General features: G+C 65.1%; 14 protein-coding genes, 1 tRNA gene and 2 pseudogenes. 10 read left to right on the forward strand and 7 right to left on the reverse strand.

Features of this window, described 5'->3' with window-relative positions:
• Positions 1-206 precede the first annotated feature (206 nt).
• Both VK533_RS14155 and VK533_RS14160 read left to right on the forward strand, forming a co-directional pair.
• Positions 207-3,167, forward strand: coding sequence for a TonB-dependent receptor domain-containing protein (locus tag VK533_RS14155; protein ID WP_324378751.1), 2,961 nt, complete (start codon positions 207-209; stop codon positions 3,165-3,167).
• 122 nt (positions 3,168-3,289) lie between these two features.
• A complete protein-coding gene (locus VK533_RS14160) occupies positions 3,290-3,517 on the forward strand; it encodes a hypothetical protein (protein WP_324378753.1) in 228 nt (75 codons plus the stop codon).
• Positions 3,518-3,568: 51 nt separating this feature from the next.
• Here VK533_RS14160 and VK533_RS14165 read toward each other — a convergent pair whose 3' ends face one another.
• A complete protein-coding gene (locus VK533_RS14165) occupies positions 3,569-4,174 on the reverse strand; it encodes a YdeI/OmpD-associated family protein (protein ID WP_324378755.1) in 606 nt (201 codons plus the stop codon).
• A 39-nt stretch (positions 4,175-4,213) separates the two neighbouring features.
• Positions 4,214-4,336, reverse strand: coding sequence for a hypothetical protein (locus VK533_RS14170; RefSeq protein WP_324378757.1), 123 nt, complete (start codon positions 4,334-4,336; stop codon positions 4,214-4,216).
• A 138-nt stretch (positions 4,337-4,474) separates the two neighbouring features.
• Here VK533_RS14170 and VK533_RS14175 point away from each other — a divergent pair.
• Positions 4,475-4,560 (forward strand) — tRNA-Tyr (locus VK533_RS14175).
• 99 nt (positions 4,561-4,659) lie between these two features.
• On the opposite strand, the gene VK533_RS14180 is transcribed toward VK533_RS14175, so the two are convergent.
• Both VK533_RS14180 and VK533_RS17280 read right to left on the reverse strand, forming a co-directional pair.
• Positions 4,660-5,472 carry a hypothetical protein gene (locus VK533_RS14180; protein ID WP_324378758.1) on the reverse strand — a complete coding sequence of 271 codons (813 nt, stop codon included), beginning with the start codon at positions 5,470-5,472 and terminating at the stop codon, positions 4,660-4,662.
• 55 nt (positions 5,473-5,527) lie between these two features.
• Positions 5,528-5,635, reverse strand: a pseudogene (locus tag VK533_RS17280) (PEPxxWA-CTERM sorting domain-containing protein); the annotation flags it as partial.
• A 1,494-nt stretch (positions 5,636-7,129) separates the two neighbouring features.
• On the opposite strand from VK533_RS17280, the gene rlmB reads away from it, so the two are divergent.
• Positions 7,130-7,879, forward strand: a complete 750-nt coding sequence (rlmB, locus tag VK533_RS14190; RefSeq protein ID WP_324378762.1) for a 23S rRNA (guanosine(2251)-2'-O)-methyltransferase RlmB — start codon at positions 7,130-7,132, stop codon at positions 7,877-7,879.
• 114 nt (positions 7,880-7,993) lie between these two features.
• Here rlmB and VK533_RS14195 read toward each other — a convergent pair whose 3' ends face one another.
• Positions 7,994-8,311 (reverse strand): 2Fe-2S iron-sulfur cluster-binding protein, encoded by a 318-nt coding sequence (locus VK533_RS14195; RefSeq protein ID WP_324378764.1) that lies wholly within the window; start codon positions 8,309-8,311, stop codon positions 7,994-7,996.
• A gap of 76 nt (positions 8,312-8,387) precedes the next feature.
• On the opposite strand from VK533_RS14195, the gene VK533_RS14200 reads away from it, so the two are divergent.
• Entirely contained in the window at positions 8,388-9,041 is a 654-nt protein-coding gene (locus VK533_RS14200) for a DNA-3-methyladenine glycosylase 2 family protein (RefSeq protein ID WP_324378766.1), read from the forward strand.
• Positions 9,042-9,142: 101 nt separating this feature from the next.
• On the opposite strand, the gene VK533_RS14205 is transcribed toward VK533_RS14200, so the two are convergent.
• Together VK533_RS14205 and VK533_RS14210 are read right to left on the reverse strand one after the other, a co-directional pair.
• A complete protein-coding gene (locus tag VK533_RS14205; RefSeq protein WP_324378768.1) occupies positions 9,143-9,934 on the reverse strand; it encodes a nucleotidyltransferase family protein in 792 nt (263 codons plus the stop codon).
• Positions 9,931-10,566 (reverse strand): TetR/AcrR family transcriptional regulator, encoded by a 636-nt coding sequence (locus VK533_RS14210; protein ID WP_324378776.1) that lies wholly within the window; start codon positions 10,564-10,566, stop codon positions 9,931-9,933. The genes VK533_RS14205 and VK533_RS14210 overlap by 4 nt, the downstream gene beginning before the upstream one ends.
• Before the next feature lie 90 nt (positions 10,567-10,656).
• Here VK533_RS14210 and VK533_RS14215 point away from each other — a divergent pair, with 90 nt between their 5' ends.
• The 5 genes and pseudogenes from VK533_RS14215 to VK533_RS14235 all read left to right on the forward strand — a co-directional run.
• The gene (locus VK533_RS14215; protein WP_324378770.1) at positions 10,657-12,069 is read left to right on the forward strand and encodes an efflux transporter outer membrane subunit; all 1,413 of its coding nucleotides are present in this window, start codon (positions 10,657-10,659) and stop codon (positions 12,067-12,069) included.
• A 17-nt stretch (positions 12,070-12,086) separates the two neighbouring features.
• Positions 12,087-13,229 (forward strand): HlyD family efflux transporter periplasmic adaptor subunit, encoded by a 1,143-nt coding sequence (locus VK533_RS14220; RefSeq protein ID WP_324378772.1) that lies wholly within the window; start codon positions 12,087-12,089, stop codon positions 13,227-13,229.
• 4 nt (positions 13,230-13,233) lie between these two features.
• Positions 13,234-14,772, forward strand: a complete 1,539-nt coding sequence (locus VK533_RS14225; protein ID WP_324378774.1) for a DHA2 family efflux MFS transporter permease subunit — start codon at positions 13,234-13,236, stop codon at positions 14,770-14,772.
• Positions 14,773-15,026: 254 nt separating this feature from the next.
• Positions 15,027-15,734: a sterol desaturase family protein gene (locus VK533_RS14230; RefSeq protein WP_324378778.1), complete on the forward strand. Its 708-nt coding sequence runs from the start codon at positions 15,027-15,029 to the stop codon at positions 15,732-15,734.
• Positions 15,735-15,741: 7 nt separating this feature from the next.
• Positions 15,742-16,110 (forward strand): annotated as a pseudogene (locus VK533_RS14235) (hypothetical protein); the annotation flags it as partial.

Consider the following 16,110-nt stretch of genomic DNA (forward strand, 5'->3'; position numbering starts at 1 on the left):
AGATATACGACCAATGGATTGGCCAAAAGATAGTGTGATTTCAAATCTACACGTGAACGCTAACTGAACGGACCCCCTTCCCCTAAGTGAACCTTTCGTTACGCTCCCTTGTATCAGCCGAGCGGGGGCCCTCGGCAGGTAATTAGCGTCAACAGATGTTGGGCGTTTCACGCCGCTAACATCTTTAAAGAGGGGCATTTTTACCCATGACTACTTTCACCGGACGGCTTTTCGCCGGCTCGGCTCTGTCGGCTATGCTTGTTGCACTTGCATCGCCCGCGGCCGCGCAAACCGCACTACCCGCCGCAGCACCGATCCAGACCGCCGACGCCACGCCGTCGTCGGAGGACATCGTCGTCACCGGCACCATCTTCCGCCGCACCAACACGGAAACGCCGTCGCCGGTGACCGTGCTGACCAGCGACAGCCTGGTGAAGGCCGGCATCGTCACCGCCACCGACGCGATCCGTTCGGTCTCGGCCGACAGCGCGGGCTCGATCGGCATCGGCTTCCAGAGCGGCTTCTCGGCCGGCGGTTCGGCCGTGTCGCTGCGCGGCCTCGGCGTCTCCTCGACGCTCGTCCTGGTCGACGGCCTGCGTTCGACCAACTTCCCGATCAACGACGACGGCCACAACGCCTATGTCGATCTGCAGTCGATCCCGTTCAGCCTGATCGACCGCATCGAGGTTCTGAAGGACGGCGCGTCCTCAACCTACGGCGCGGATGCGATCGGCGGCGTGGTCAATTTGATCCTCAAGAAGCATTTTACCGGCGTCGACGGCAATCTCGAAGGCGGCATCGCCCAGGAGGGCGATGCGGGCCATCAGCGCGCGCACCTGACACTGGGTTATGGCGACTATGATGCCGATGGCTGGAACGTCTACATCAACGGCGAATATGAGCATGACGGTCGCGTCAGCAACCACAGCCGCGGCTTCCCGTACAACACGCAGGATCTGAGCAGCATCGGTGGTCTCGACCAGAACACCGCCGACAGCAGCCTGACCACGGCGACGCCGAATGCGGTAGTCACCCGCGTCCACCAGAACGATCTGAACAACCCGCTGTCGGGCGCGCCCGGCACGCCGCTGACCAGCACGTACACCTCGCTCAACCTGAACTGCGCCGGCGGCACCTATACGGTGACGACCGGCGGCGCGCAGGGCACAGGCTGCAAGTATGATCTGGTCGACAAGTATAACCAGATCTCGCCGCTGCAGCGCCGCTATTCGGCCAATGGCCGCCTGAGCATCCGCTTCAACGACCATATCGAAGGCTATGTGACGGGCAGCTATTCCAACAGCTACGTCAGCATCCTCAACCAGCCGCGCGCGATCCGCGCGACCCAGCCGTTCGGCGGATCGCCGACTTTGTCGGCATCCAACCCGGGCATCGTGCTGCCGGTCTATATCTGCTCGTCGGGCACGAATTGCGCGACCGCGGCCGACCGCCATCTCAACCCCAACAACCCTTATGCGGCGGCCTTCGCCAACGATCCGGCCAACGGCGCCGCGCGCGTCTATTATCTGTTCGGCGACGTCACGGCGGGCAGCGACCGCACCAATGAGGTCATTCGCGGCAGCGCCGGCCTGAACGGCGATTTCGAGGGCTTCGACTGGAAGGTCGAGGCGGTCGGCGCCAAGGACAATCTGAAGATCGTCCAGCACGGTTATGCGAACATCGCCGGCCTGCTGAAGGCGATCAACACGGGCAGCTACAATTTCGTCAATCCGGCGGCGAACAGCGAGGCGGTTCGCCAGGCGGTCCTGCCCGACGTGACCACGCCGTCTTATTCGTCGCTGGTCTCGCTCGACGGATCGGTGACCCACGCCCTGGCGACGTTGCCGGGCGGCGATCTGATGCTCGGCGTCGGTGGCCAGGTCCGCAAGGAGAAATTGGTCAACCGCAACCAGAATGCGAAGCTCGATACCTACACGCTGACGACCTCGTCGGCGTTCGGCCAGCACACGGTTTCGGCGGGCTATTTCGAACTGAACGCGCCGATCCTGAAGCAACTCGAAGTCGATGCGTCGGGCCGTTACGATCATTATTCGGAGGGCTTCAGCCACTTCTCGCCGAAGGTCGGCTTCAAGTTCACCCCGATCAAGCAGCTGGCGTTGCGCGGTACCTATTCGAAGGGCTTCCGCGCACCGACCTTCGCCGAATCGGGTCCGCTCAGCCAGTTCGCGGGCTTCTCGACCTACTCGACGCCGGCCAGCTTCGCGGCGGCGCACGGCGGCACCGCCAATCCCTATTCCCAGTCCTATTCGCTGGGCAGCGGCATTGCCGGCAACCCCAATTTGAAGCCGGAGCTGTCGCGCAGCTTCACCGGCGGCTTCATCGCCCAGCCGGTCCGCTGGCTGAGCTTCACGGTCGATTATTATAACGTGAAGAAGTCGCGCCTGATCATCGCCGGCCCGCTCACCGGCGATGCCCGCACGGCCTATTACTCCAAGACCAACGTGACCGACGCGTGCGCGGCGGTGGCGGCGGTGGGCCCGGGCTATTCGTGCAACCTGATCGACGCGGTCGATCCGTTGTTCCCGAACGCCCTGCCCCGCGTGCTGATCATCAACGCGCCGTTCGTGAACGCCAATTATGCCCTGACCTCGGGTCTGGACTTTTCGGCGACCGCGACCATCCCGCTGGGCGACGGCATCCGCCTGACCAGCAAGGCCGAAGCGACCGTCATCATCAAATATGACGTCCACACCTCGGGCGGCGTGCAGAAATATGCCGGCACCCTCGGCCCGTACGAATTGTCGTCGGGCAACGGCACCACCAAGTGGCGCGGCAATTGGCAGAACACGCTCGAAGTGGGCAAGTTCAACGCCACCGCGACCGCGTATTATGTCGGCCACATCAAGTCGGTCGCGGCCGACGAGCGGGCCAGCACCGACTGCGTGACCGGCAACCAGTACGCCACCGGCAACACGACGATCGGCAAGGAGTTCTGCTATATCAAGAGCTTCATCAACGTCGATGCGAACCTGGACTATGCGGTGAACGACAAGTTCGACTTCTATGTGAACGTCGGCAACGTCTTCAACGCACGGGCCCCGATCGCGCCGGGCGCCTATGCCAGCGCACCCAATTATCTGACCAGCTGGCATTATGCCGGTCTGATCGGCCGGACCTTCCGGGCGGGCGCGAACTTCAAGTTCTGATCCTCACGGATCAGTCCCTGGGAGGGGTGGTTCCAGCAATGGAGCCGCCCCTTTCTTTTGGCGATTACGTAACTTACCAATCCAACTTGAAGCGACTGTGTAAGTGGCCAGGAGAAGCCGGAATGAAGGATTACCTGAGGCGGATCTGGCCGACGGCGTGGTACTTCGCCAAGTGGATTTTTGCCCTTGAGGCCGCCCTGACCGTCCTAGATTTTTTTAATGGTCGCGTGGGCGGCGGCACTGCCGCGAACATAGCATTGAGAATCTGTGGTGCCTTCGCCCTGATGGTACTGCTTAGCTTTATTATCGCAGCACTCGAAGATTGGCGCGCCCGCCGTAATCAGGCGTAGGTCTGTAAAGTACATAATCGCCTTTCTTTTAGGGTCGTTCAGCTGCCCCCGTCAGTGAAGCGTTTCGCCACGTTCGAGCATCGCGACATAGTCGGCGATCTTGCGTGCCCGCGTTTCCGCCTTCTTCACCGCGCCGATCCGATAGAGGATGGCGTAGCGGTTGGCGCCGGTGAGCGTCGCGAAGAAGGCGGCGGCTTGCGGGCTGGCCGCCAGCGCCGTCCGCAGATCATCGGGCACCGCCGCCGTACTGGCCGGGGCGTAAGCCGCATCCCACCGCCCGTCCGCCTGCGCCGAGCGGATCTCGGCCAGGCCGCGCGGACTTAGCCTTCCCTCGGCGATCAATTGCTGCGCGCGAACGCGGTTCTTCTCGGACCATTTGCTGCGGGCTTTGCGCGGCGTGAAGCGGATCAGCCAGCAGGCATCGTCATAGGGATGGAGCTGGCCGTCGATCCAGCCATGGCAGAGCGCGGCATCGATCGCCTCGCTTTTGGTCAGGCTGATAATGCCCGCGCCCTGCTTGGCGAGCTTGAGCCACAGGCCGGAAGAGTCCGGCGGCTGCGCGGCCAGCCATGTCTCGAACGCCTGAGCGTTTTCGAAGCCGATGATCGGCAGGCCGGCACGCATTTCGGGCGATGTCATGGATCCGGGATCGTGCATCGCGCGCGCCGCTCTATCAGCCGCTGAAACCAAGGCCGATCAGCCCTTGATGTTGACCAGCCCGACGGGTCCCTTGGCCGAAGGATTGGACGCATTGGTCTTCACCTTTTCCGCCTTGGGTTTGCGGACTTCCTTGTTCGATTTTTTCTGGCTCTTGGCCATGATGACTTCCTTAGCGGGCGAAGCGCCCGCGCCCGCCTTACGCCTCTTACCGGCCGGCACCCACACACTTTCGGAAACCTGCGTTGACAGCCCCGCCATGCTTCGCCAAAGACGCGCCTCCCCACCGGGGACGCCTATGGACAGGTGGCCGAGTGGTTAAAGGCAGCAGACTGTAAATCTGCCCGTGCAAGCGTACGCTGGTTCGAATCCAGCCCTGTCCACCAATCTCCACCTTCAGCTTTACTTCCGCGGCCGACGCGCCGATGGCGGCGCCGGGCGTCCCATTGCGTCTTGAAGCGTAGTGGGGCGCCTACCCATCCCGATCAGAAGTGCAGCGACGGGCCGAGGATGAGACCTTCGGCGACGATCATCGCCGCGCCCACGACGATCCAGACCCAGCTTCGCGCGATCGCGAAGGGCGGCGCGGCGGTAGCGCCGGGGCGGATATAATAAGGTGCCCACATCAGGCCCGATGTCCCGCCGAACGACGCGGCGACGGCCGAGGCAAGCAGCACGAACAGGCCGATCGGATTCATCAGCCCGATCGCGAAGGCGGTGCCGCCGATCGTCGCATAAGCAACCCAGGATAGCAGCCGCGCCTGCCGCCGCCCGGCTTCGTCCGCGCCGGTCAAGCCGGCCAGCGCACGCATCGCGACGATCGCCCACAACCAGTAGAGCACACCGCCACCGACCGCGAGCAGCAGCCGCCACGCCGGCCAGCCCGGTACAAGGTTGAACACACCGTCAGGGCTCGCGCCCCAGTCGCCCAGCCCGCTCACGCCCGAGAACAGATAATAGCCGGCCCATTCGAAGCCGCCGACCGCAGCCACCAACCACCAGAAGAAGCGCGCACGTGGGCGGGATCCCGGCGTTGCGCGCAGCAGGCCGAGCGCCAGCAAAGCGGTCAGCAGGTTCATCGTGCTGCCCGCCGCCGCGACCAGCCGGCCCACGATCGGCGGCGCGGTATGCGTATCGCAATCGAGATAGAATGCGCCCCATTCGCGGACATGGCGCCCGAGCGCGAGGCAGGCGCCGCCATGGCCCGCGCCTTCGTGCAGCTGGGTGACGACCACGCCCGCCAGCGCGGCGATCGCGATCACGGTCGGAAGATCGGTGCGTTGCGCCGGATCGGTCATGGCATCCCCCCGCCCGCCAGTGTCGATCCGGCGGGCAGCGGGGTCAAGCGGGGGATTAGGCGATCGCGGCCGCCTCCGTGCGCTGGCGGCGGCGGATCGTCCCGCCGATCAGCGCGAAGCCCAGGATCATCGACGCGTAGGTCATCGGCTCGGGGACCGAAGCGGTGGCGGACGGGGCGAACGACACGCCCTTGAAGTTGGAATCCGCCGGCGCGGCGGCGAGGATCGAGAAGGCCTCGCCCGATTGTTTGGTGGTCGCGCTCAGCAGGTCGCTCAGGCCGAACAGGTAGGTCTGGTCGGTATCGCCGGCGGTGTAGTTGGTGGCGAACAACTGGACCTGGCCGTCGACAACCTGGCCGGTCAGGCCGAGCAGGCCGGTCGTGCCGTGCGCCGAACTGTTGGAGACGAGGTTGAGCCCGGCCGAGATGGTGTAGACGAGGTTCCAGTTGGTACCGTCGAAGATCCACTTCTGGAGGCCGCCGTCGCCGGTCGTTTTCTTGGCGCTGTCCTGCTTGGGTGCGCCGCTATCGGCGACGTACAGCGTGTTGGGGTCGGCGAAGAAGAAGCTTTCGGGGCTGAGGTTGATCTCCTGCCCCGCCGTGCTGATGCCGTTGGCGGTCTGCGCGGTGAGCGTGACCTTGCCGGTGCCGCCGCTATTGCCATAGCCCGAAAGCTGGGTCGGGCCGCTGCCATTGTTGTAGAGCGTGGTCGGATCGGTGCCGAGCGCGCCGATGAAGGAGCGGGCATTGTCCTTGCCGTCCTTGCTGTCGACCGAAACGAGCAGTTCGCCGTTGGGGCCGAATTCGACCACGCGCGTATCCTGCGTCGCGTTGCGCGGGCCGTTCTTGACCGTCGCGGTATCGTCGCCGGTGATCGAGGTGGCGCTGCTCGCGCCCTTGGTCGCGTAGAAAACGCCCGCGGTCTGATCGCCGTCCACGCCCTGACCTGAAACGTAGAAGGTCTTGCCGTCCTTCGACGCGACGCTGCGCGGGTTATTGCCGTTGAAGACATTGTAGAGCTGGGTCGAGGTGTCGACCGACCCGTCGCCGTCGATCACCGCGACGACGCGCGCCACCGCCTGATAGCCGGCATTGGTCATGCTGCCCGACTGGCCGAGCGCGGTCGGCTTGGTCGGATCGGTGGTGAGCGTGCCATAAGCGGTCGGGTTGGCGTTGAAGTCGGACGCTTTGACGCCATAGCCCATGATGACGAGATGCTTGCCGTCGGAGGTCAGCTGCAGCCCGCCTTCCGACGAGGAACCATATTCGCCCGAAATCGCGCCCGAGCCGCTCTGCGGCAGCACGATCGAACTGACATAAGACGCGTTCGACGTGCCTTCATGGCTGAACTGCATCAACGTGAGCGGCGCGGCCTGATTGTCGGTGTAGCCGCCGCTGGCGGCGCCCCACACGCCATTGCCCTCGACGCTGACCACCAGGTTGCCGGGAATGAGGTTGGTGGCGGCGGCCGGCGCGGCGAGCGCGACAGCGGAGAACAGCAAAGCGAGCGTGGTGCGCGTCATGATCGATATATCCCCCAGGGAGCGGCCGTTCGGACCAAATGGTTAAGTCGCTGGAAACGCTAGCCGCGCCCCGTGACAATCCTGTTGCAGCGGACAAGCCTTGCATTCCGACGCCGCTCTCCACATGCAGCGCCGATGCGCAAAGGCCATCGTCCATCCCAGGCTCCCTCCAACCGCCCCCGTTTCTGGGGGCGGCATGCGGTCACCGCCGCGCTCGCCAATCCCGAACGGGTGGTGCGGCGCGTGTGGGGCACGCGCGAGGCGCTCGCCGCGTTCGGCGGTTTTCCGTCCGATCTTCCCGTCACCTATGCCGAGGTCGCCGATCTCGGCCGGCTGGTGCCAAGCGACGCACCGCACCAGGGCGTGGTGATCGAGGTCGATCCTTTGCCCGACATCTGGCTGGGCGACCTGCTCGAACAAAGCGAGGGCAACAACCGGCCGCTGCTGATCCTCGATCAGGTGACCGATCCGCATAATGTCGGCGCGGTGCTGCGTTCGGCGGCCGCGTTCGACGCGCTCGGGCTGATCACGCAAGACCGCCATGCGCCGCCCGAATCGGGCGCGCTCGCACGCTCCGCCTCGGGCGCGCTGGAGACGGTGCCGTGGGTGCGCGTGGTCAATCTCGCCCGCGCGCTGGACGAGATCGGCGAGGCGGGCTTCTGGCGGATCGGCCTGACCGGCCATGCGCCGCGCACGCTGGGCGAAGCGATCGGCACGGCGCGGGTCGCCTTGGTGCTCGGTGCCGAAGGCGAGGGCATGCGCCAGAATACCGAGGCGCATTGCGATGAACTCGCCAAGCTGCCGATCAGCCCGAAGGTCGAGAGCCTCAACGTCTCCAACGCCGCCGCGATCGCGCTCTACGCGATCGCGACGCGAGGCGCTTAAAACCAAGCCGTCATTGCGAGCGTAGCGAAGCAATCCAGGGCCACGCGCGAGGAGCTGGATTGCTTCGTCGCTACGCTCCTCGCAATGACGACACGAAGCTGACGACGGCTAACCTCAATCTTCCTTCGCGATCGTGACGGTCATGCCGTCGAGCGCGGCGGTGAATTGGATCTGGCAGGACAGGCGCGAATCGGCGGCGCGATCGTCGGAAATGGCGAGCAATTCATTCTCGTCGTCGCTCATATCCGGCAGGCGATCGGCATAAGCCGGATCGACATGGACGTGGCAGGTCGCGCACGAACAGCAGCCGCCGCACAAAGCGAGCAGTTCGTCGATGCCCGCCTCGCGGATCACCTCCATCACTGACAGGCCAGTCTCGCCCTCGATCTCGCGTTCCTCGCCTTCGCGGGTGACGACGATCAACTTGGGCATTATCGAACCTTTCAGCAAAGTGACGCTGCCGCGCCCTATGAAGAGCGTATGACGCCAGCGCAATCGGAGAGAGGCCATGGGCCTGAGCGCGGAACAATTGAAAGCCTGCCTGGATGCCCTGGCGAAGATCGAGCCGGCCTTCGCGGCGGGCGTGAAGCGGCATGGTTATCCGCCGCCCCGCATCCGCGACCGTGGCCACCAGACCTTGCTGCGCACGATCATCGGCCAGCAGGTGAGCGTGGCTTCGGCCAACGCCATCTGGGGCAGGATGGAACAGACGGTCGGCGCCGGGCTGGACCCGGTCGTGCTGGCGGCGACGCCGGACGAGATGCTGCGCGCGGCGGGCCTGTCACGCCAGAAGATCAGCTACGTGAAGAGCTTGGCCGAGCTGATCGCGAGCGGCGAACTCGATCTGTTCGACCTTCCGGCGGACGACGAGGAGGCGATCGCCGCGCTGACCCGGATCAAGGGGGTCGGCCGCTGGTCGGCGGAAATCTATCTGCTGTTCGCCGAAGGGCGCGGCGATATCTGGCCGGCGGGCGATCTCGCGGTGCAGGAAGAGGTCGGGCAATTATTGGGCCTGCCCGAACGGCCTTCGGAAAAAAAGGTGCGCGAGATCGCGCGCAAGTGGAGCCCGCATCGCGGCGCGGCGGCGATCTTCACCTGGCATCATTACAGCAGCCGGCTCGCCGCTGGCAAAGCGGAGAAGGCCGACAAGCTGCCGGTGTGAAACCCGATCGTCATTGCGAGGAGCGCAGCGACGAAGCAATCCAGCCATCGAGCGCGGAACTGGATTGCTTCCCCCGGCTTTCGCCGGGGTCGCAATGACGGTCAGCTCTGAGCGCGTGCCTTCAATATCTGCTCCGCCAGCGCGTGATCGCTGGGCTTGTCGACGTCGATGCCGGCTTCGGCGAAGGGCAGGTCGATCGGCTTCACCACCGCGCCGAGCTTGCGCCCGGCCTTGGCGAGCGCACCAGCCAAAGTGATCGTGCGGGTCATCGCGCGCAGCGCGAGCACGGGCCCGAAATGCCAGATCAGCTTGAGCGCCTTCTTGCGGTCGCGCTCGACCTCGCTCCAGGCGAGCAGGGGACCGCGCGCCTTGTCCGAGACGAGCGCGAACAGATTGGCGCCGGTCCAGTCATCGCGCGCGAACTTGAGCCAGGTGCGGCGATTGCCGGGATAGGCGGCGAGCAGAGTGCGGGCCGAGACGACGCCGACCGCCACGTCGGCGCCCGCCGTAGCCGCAATCATCGTCTCGATCATGGCCGGTGTAAGCAAGGGATGATCGGCGGTGGTGACGAGCACCGGCCAGGGTGCCTGTTCCGTACCTGCGAGGGCCGCGACGCTGACCGCAATGCCGCTGGTCGAGACGGCGGTGCCGACGCGCCGCTCTTCCGCCAGCCAGGCGCAATCGCCGACGAACAGGATTTCGGGCTGCTGCGCCACCACCAGGATGCGCGCGATCGACGGACTGGCGAGCAAGGTCTTCGCGACGCGCGACAGCATCGCCTCGCCATCAACCTGGATCAGCGCCTTCCACTGCTCGCCGAACGCCTGCGCCAGCGGATCGACGCCCGGGCGCTGGCCGGCCAGCAGGATCGCCGTCCAGCCTGATCGGCTCATGCCGCCGCCGGGCCCCAGGCGCGCAGGAAGCTGTCGACCGCGGCAGCGACATCGGCTTCGGGATCATTGGTCAAAGCGCGCGCCGGGCGCCATAGCCGATCGAGATAGCAGCCGGACTGGCACAGGCCGAGAAACTGACGCGCCGCGGTGACCGGATTGCCCTTACGCACCCGGCCCGCCGCCATCTCTTCCTCCATATAGCGGCACAGGCGCGTGCGAACCCGATCCGGCCCGCGCAGGGCGAAGGCCTCGCCGATCTGGGGGAAGCGTTCGGATTCGCCGACGATCAGGCGGTGCAAAGCGACGGACTGCGGATCCAGGATTTTATTCAAGAAAAGCCGACCGAAGCGTGACAAGGCCGCCGCCGTGCCGCCGGCTGGAATCAGCGCCTCGTCAAGTTTTGACTCGAAGGTCTCGATCTTAGAATCGATCACCGCCGCGAACAACGCATCCTTCGATGGAAAGTAGGTCCACAAGGTCGTCTTGGAACCGCCAAGCTCGGCAGCGATTGTCGACATCGACGTGTCCGCGAAACCGCGTTCGCGGAACGACCGTTCGGCCACCTCGAGGATGGCGCGGCGGCGATCCGCCTTGCGGGCCTCGCGACGGCCGGGGGGTGGGCTCAAGTCCATAACAATACTATAGAGTACATTTTTCTGTTGACAAGATGTGGGGCGAGTCCCATTTGTTCGCGTACGCAACGGTACAGATTTAAGGTTCCCATGACTTCTCGGCTTGCCACGCTGCTGGTGTTTGGCGCGCTCGCGCCGTTGGCGGCGTGCGCCCCCAATCTGGGCGACAAGCCGGTACCGCGCGCTGCCTCCAGCCTGGCCGCGACCCGGAGCCTGCCCGATCAGGGCGGGCAATGGCCGGGCGACGGCTGGTGGAAAGCCTATAATGATGCGCAGCTCGACCAGCTGATCGCCGAAGGCCTTGCCGGATCGCCCGACATCGCATCCGCTACCGCGCGGCTGGCGCGGGCGCAGGGCCTGGCCGAAAGCGCCGGCGCGGCGCTCGGCCCGTCGCTCGACGCGGCGGGCAATGGCGGCAAGACCAAGCAGAGCTACAATTTCGGCATTCCGCCCGATTTCGTGCCGAAGGGCTGGAAGAATTACGGTGTCCTCAACCTCAAGTTCGGGTTCGATCTCGATCTGTGGGGCAAGAACCGCGCGCAGCTGCGCGCGTCGCTGAGCGATCGCGATGCCGCGCGCGTCGAGATGGCCGAGGCGCGGCTGACGCTGGCGTCGGCGATCGCCGCTTCCTATGCCGATCTCGCCCGCCTCTATGCCGAGCGCGACGTCGCCGATGAGGCGTTGCGCATCCAGCAGGATACAGCGGGCCTCGTGTCCGATCGCGTTCGCAACGGCATCGACACGCAGGGCCAGCTTCGCCAGGCATCCGCCGCAGTACCTGCCGCACGCGCCGATCTCAGCCAGATCGACGAACAGATCGCGCTGACCCGCAACCAGCTCGCCGCGTTGATCGGCGCGGGCCCGGATCGCGGCCTTAATATCAGCCGGCCGGCATTATCCTCGCTGGTCTCGCTCGCTTTGCCGCCGTCTACGGGTATCGACCTGGTCGGCCGCCGCCCCGACATCGTCGCGGCGCGCGCCCGGGTCGAGGCCGCCGCCGAACGGATCAAGGTCGCGCATGCGGCTTTCTATCCCGACATCAGCCTGAGCGGGCTGGTCGGCCTCGAGGGGCTGGGCTTCGGCAACATCCTCAAATCGGGATCGAGCTACGGCAATGTCGGCCCGGCCTTCAGCCTGCCGATCTTCGACAGCGGCAAACGCAACGGCGACTATCGCGTCGCGCGTGCCGACTACGACGCCGCCGTCGCCGATTACGACAAGACCCTGATCGATGCGCTGCACGACGTCGCCAATGCGGTCGCGAGCCGCAATGCGCTCGGCAGCCAGGCGAGCGATGCGCGCTTGTCGCTCGCCGACAGCCAGAAGGCGTTCGAGATCGCGCGGCTGCGCTATCGCGCCGGCCTGTCCACCTACCTCGACGTGCTCACCGCGGAGCAGGCGCTGATCGTCGCCCGCCGCCGCGATGCCGACCTTACTGCCCGGGCCTTCACGCTGGACGTCGCACTTGTGCGTGCGCTCGGCGGCGGCTTCAGCGGCGCTTGATTTCCAGGAGCAGCCAGATGGCCGATCAACCCACCCCCGAACTGGCCGCTTCCCACGATGCGCCGCAGCGCACGATGGCTGAACGGCGCAAGCAGTGGCTCACCATTCTCGCCGCGGTCGTGCTAGGCGTCGCCCTGCTGGTGACGGCCTATCACTTCCTGATCGGCGTGCGGCACGTCTCGACCGACAATGCCTATGTCGGCGCCGACACCGCGCAGATCACGCCTTTGGTCGCCGGACCGGTGCAGAGCGTGCGCGTCGCCAACACGCAGATCGTCAAGAAAGGCGATATCCTCGTCACGCTCGATCCAGCGGACATGCAGATCGCGGTCGAGCGTGCGCAGGCCGATCTCGCCCAGGCCGAGCGCGAATTCCTGCAGACCCGCGCCACCGGTGGCGCGCTGCAGGCCCAGGTCGGCGCGCGCGACAGCGATATCGAGCGCGCGCAGGCCGAAATGGTCGCCGCACAATCGGCCTATGACAAGGCCCGTGTCGACCTGACCCGCCGCCAGAGCCTCGCCAAATCGGGCGCGGTATCGGGCGACGAGCTGACCAGCGCGACCAATGCCTTCGCCGCGGCGCAGGCGCAGCTCGCGGTCGCCAGAGCCGGCATTGCCCAGGCCAAGGCCAATCGCGTCGCCGCCAGCGAGAATTACAACGCCAATCAGGCGCTGATCCAGGGATCGATGCAGGACAATCCGGACGTCGCCTCGGCCCGCTCCAAGCTCGATTCCGCCAAGCTCGATCTGTCGCGTGCCGTGATCCGCGCGCCGTTCGACGGCGTGATCGCGCAGCGCAACGTCCAGGTCGGCCAGCGCATCGCCGCCGGCACGCCGATCATGACGGTGGTTCCGGTCTACAACATGTATGTCGATGCGAACTACAAGGAAGGCCAGCTCAAGAAGGTGCGGATCGGCCAGAAGGCGCGGCTGACCGCCGACATCTATGGCCATAGCGTGGTCTATCACGGCACCGTGATCGGGCTTGCCGGCGGCACCGGATCGGCCTTCGCGATCATCCCGGCGCAGAACGCCACCGGCAACTGGATCAAGGTGGTGCAGCGCCTGCCGGTGCGCGTCATGCTCGACCCAGCCGAGCTCCAGCAGCATCCGCTGCGCGTCGGCCTTTCGATGGATGTGACGATCGACGTCGGAGGCTAAGCCGATGGCAAGCAGACCCATGGCCGGTGACGGCTGCGCGCTTTCGGGCGGCCGGATGTGGCTCGCCGGGGGCGTGCTCGCCCTCAGCAATTTCATGGTGGTGCTCGATACGTCGATCGCCAACGTGTCGGTGCCGCATATCGCGGGCAGCCTCGCCATCTCGCCCGATCAGGGCACGTGGGTCATCACATCCTATTCGGTGGCGGAGGCGATCTGCGTTCCGCTGACCGGATGGCTGGCGTCGCGGTTCGGCACGGTTCGCACCTATCTGTTCGCGATGTCGGGTTTCTGCCTGTTCTCGATCCTGTGCGGCATGTCGCCGACCTTGGGTTTCCTGGTCTCGGCGCGGATCGGCCAGGGCATTTGCGGCGGCCCGATCATGCCGCTGACCCAGACTTTGCTGCTGCGCGTCTTCCCGGCGCAGAAACGCGGTCAGGCGATGGGCTTATGGGCGATGACGACCGTCGTCGCGCCGATCGCGGGGCCATTGTTAGGCGGCACGATCAGCGACAATTGGTCGTGGCACTGGATCTTCTTCATCAACATCCCGATCGCGATGATCTGCGTCATCGGGTCCTATCTGATGGTCAGCAAGTGCGAGACCCCGACGACCCGGGCCCGGATCGACCTCGGCGGCATGCTCCTGCTGGTGGTTTGGGTCGGCGCGCTCCAGATCATGCTCGACATCGGCCGCGACCATGACTGGTTTCATTCGACCTTCATCTGGGCGCTGGCGATCATCGCCGGCGTCGGCTTCATCGCCTTCCTGATCTGGGAATTGACCGAGGATCATCCGGCGGTCGATCTGCGCGTATTCCGGCATCGCGGCTTTTCGGCGGCCGTGATTGCGCTGGCACTAACCTATGGCACCTTCTTTTCGTCCGTTGTGGTGACGCCGCAATGGCTGCAGGGCGCGATGGGCTATACCGCCCAATGGTCGGGCTTCGTCACCGCCTGGCAAGGCCTGCTGGCTGTGGTATTTTCGCTGGTCGTCGGCAAGCTTACAGGCCGGTTCGATCCGCGCGCCCTGGTGTCGTTCGGCATGACCTGGATGGCGGCGACGATCTTCGTGCGCGCCTTCTGGACGTCGGGTGTCGATTACTGGACGCTGGCCCTTCCGCATCTGGCGATGGGCCTCGGCATGCCCTTCTTCTTCGTGCCGCTCACGATATTGTCGCTGGGATCGGTCAAGCCGAACGAGACCGCGTCTGCCGCGGGCCTGTCGAGCTTCGTCCGAACCTTGTCCGGCGCGGTCGGCACGTCGATCGCGACGACCGTCTGGGCCAATGGCGCGATCCGCGTGCATGACGAACTGGTCGGATCGATCAATCCGAATCCGGCGATCATCCAGCAGCTCGAATCGAGCGGCTTCAGCCCGGGCCAGGTGCGCGCGATGCTGGAAAATCTGCTGACGCAGGAAAGCCTGGTCGTCTCGCTCGACCATATGTTCCTGATCGCGACTTGCCTGTTGCTTGCGTCGGCGGTGCTGATCTGGCTCGTCCCCAAACCGCGCAAGGCCGTCGATACGTCGCAAGCGCATTGATGTGCGAAGCGCCGCACCGGCCCGCACCCCCACCCGGCCTCCCATAGAATATCCTGTTGGGAGGCCGGGTGGGGGTGCGGGCCGGTGCGGCAGCGCGCCGAAACGCGCAAACGAACCCTAAATCGCCCGAAAAGCGCCGCATTGCGCCGTCAGAGGCGGGCGACTAAATTCGGCTTAAGCATCCAAGGATTCCGAGTGTGACGACTATTTCGGTCAAACCCAGCTTCTGGCGTCGCGAGCATCATCTCGACCGCATGAACCTGAAGCAGCTGGTGGTCGCCTATTTCCAGTATCCGGCGGTGATCGCCTATCTGTCGCTGGCCGCGGTCTCGATCGGCGTATGGTTCGTCTACCCGGCCTCGGCGCTGGCGACGATCGCCTCGGCGGCCGTGGCGGTCGTGCTCTATCCGCTCGTCTGGTACATGCTGCACCGCTGGGTGCTGCACAGCCGCTGGATGTTCAAGGTGCCGATGCTGGCCGCGACCTGGAAGCGGATCCATTATGATCACCACCAGGATCCCAACCGGCTCGAAATCCTGTTCGGCGCGCTCCACACGACGCTGCCGCCGATCATCCTGATGACGATTCCGACCGGCTATCTGCTCGGCGGGATCGGCGGCGCGGCGGCCGGTTTTGCCTCGGGCCTGCTGACCACCGCTTTCTACGAATTCTGCCACTGCATCCAGCATCTGGCCTACACGCCCAGGCATCCGATGCTGGTGAAGATGAAGCAGCGCCACATGGCGCATCATTTCCACGACGAGACCGGCAATTTCGGGATCACCAACTTCTTCTGGGACCGGCTGCTCGGCACGATGTACGCCAAGGTGAGCGATCGCAAGAAGAGCCCGACCGTCTTCAATCTGGGCTACACGCCCGAAGTCGCCAAAGTGTATCCGAAGGTCGCCGAGCTTTCGGGCGGCGTCGCCACCGGCCATCCTTCCACCCGCATCAGGGGATAAGACCTATATGCCGAACGGGATAACGATCCGCCCGGTCATCACCAAGGCGGACCGCAAGGCCTTCGTCGACCTCCCGTTCCGGCTCTACAAGGATAATCCCTATTGGGTGCCGCCTCTCAAGGATGAGGCGATGGGGCTGATCACGCCCGGCAAGAACCCGTTCTTCGAACATGCCGTGGCGCAGCTTTTCCTCGCGACACGCGACGGCAAGGTCGTCGGGCGCATCTCCGCCTCAATCGATCATATGTGGACGCCGATGCCGGCGAACAAAGGCGGCGGCGCGGACAGCGGCAATTGGGGCTATGTCCCCTTCACCGAGAGCGAGATCGCGTTCGCCGGCAAGAAGATGAAGCCGATCATCTTCAACGACCTCGTG

This window comes from Sphingomonas sp., from assembly GCF_035317925.1.
Taxonomy (GTDB): domain Bacteria; phylum Pseudomonadota; class Alphaproteobacteria; order Sphingomonadales; family Sphingomonadaceae; genus Sphingomonas_I.